This is a genomic window from Gluconacetobacter aggeris (assembly GCF_014174395.1).
Lineage (GTDB): Bacteria > Pseudomonadota > Alphaproteobacteria > Acetobacterales > Acetobacteraceae > Gluconacetobacter > Gluconacetobacter aggeris.
In genome coordinates this window covers 1-1,452 of sequence record NZ_JABEQD010000041.1, presented here as the reverse complement: position 1 = coordinate 1,452, position 1,452 = coordinate 1, and the positions used below count along the sequence as shown (strand labels likewise).

Sequence of the window (1,452 nt, the reverse complement as noted above, 5' to 3'; positions counted from 1 at the left end):
TGAAGGCGCGGGCGAGGACGTTCTGCTTTTCCAGCGAGACGGGCAGTGCGGTGGCGGTGACGGCCACGCCCTGCCAGCCCGCGCCCATGGCGGTGTAGAGATTGACCGCATCCTGCAGCCGCTCCAGCCGCGCCTCGGCCTCGGCATTCTCCGCCGCCAGGGCGGTGCGTTCGGTCGTCAGCACCTCGAGGAAGCCCACCAGGCCGGCGCTGTAGAGCTTGCGCGCACGGTCGCTGGCCAGCCGGCTGTCCTCAGCCGCGCGGTGCAGCAATTCGGTATGTTCCACATCGTCATGCCAGGCCGCCATCGCGTCCTCGACCTCGCGGAACGCCGTCAGCACCGTCTGGCGATAGTTCAGCCGGCTGGCTTCCGCCGCCGCCTGCATCCCGCGCACCTGCGCCGTCAGCTTGCCGCCATGGGCCAGCGGCAGCGAGGCCAGCATGAAGAACTGCCAGCTCAGCGCCCCGGCCTGGAAAAGCTGGTACATCGCCGAGGCATTGGGGTTGAAGTTCAGCGGAATGCTGAAATTCGGATACATCTGCGCCACCGCAACGCCGATCCGCGCCGTCGCCTCGGCATAGGCGCGCTCGGCCCGCCGGATGTCCGGGCGGTTGGCCAGCACGATCGAGGGCATGGTCGCCGGGAAGTCGGGCACTCTGGGCAGCGGCCGGGCGATCTTCAGCTCCGCTTCCGTCGTGCCCGGCATCTGGCCCATCAGCACGTCGAGCGCATGCGTGATCTGGGCGATATGCGTGCGCAGCGGCTCGCGCGCCGCGAGCTGGCTGTCCAGCTCCGCCTTCGCCTGCGCGATCTGCAGCGTGTTGCCCACGCCCTCCAGATACAGGCGCTGCGTCAGGTCATAGGCTTCCTGCGCCACGCTGATGTTGCGGTTGGAGATCTCCAGCCGCAACTGGGTGTCGCGCAGCACCATATAGTCGCTGACCAGCGCCGAGAGCATCGTCATCAGCACCGCGCGCCGCTCCTCGACCGTCTCCTCGACCGCGCGTTCCTGCGCTTCCACGCTGCGGCGGATGCGGCCGAACACGTCGATCTGCCAGCTCGCACTCACCCCGTAGGACAGATAGGAGGCACCGGGGCGGTTGGCCGGATTGCCCGGCCTGATCGGCCAGTTATCCACGTTGATGGAAAAACGCGCGTCGCCATTGGTGGTGTTGGCGTCGATCTGCGGATACCAGGCCGAGGCCTGGCTGTCGCGCAAGGCCCGCTCGGCCAGGATGCGCTGGCCGGCGATCTGCAGGTCGTAATTGCCGCCGATCGCGCGGTCGACCAGCCGGTCCAGCTCCGCATCGCCGAAGCGGTGCCACCAATCCTTCAGCTCGGCATTGGTGCGCGCGATCTCGGCCTCGGTCGCCGGATGCTCGTCCTCGGTGAAGTGCGCGGGCACCTTCATCCGGTCCGGCTGGTAGCGCGGGCCGACCGTGCACCCCGCCA

The 1,452-nt window shown here is 68.5% G+C and carries 1 protein-coding gene; it reads right to left on the bottom strand.

The genetic code is table 11. The features are described 5' to 3' along the window. The coding region (locus HLH36_RS19420) for an efflux transporter outer membrane subunit (protein WP_182987919.1) at window positions 1–1,452 on the bottom strand (1,452 nt) is incomplete at both ends.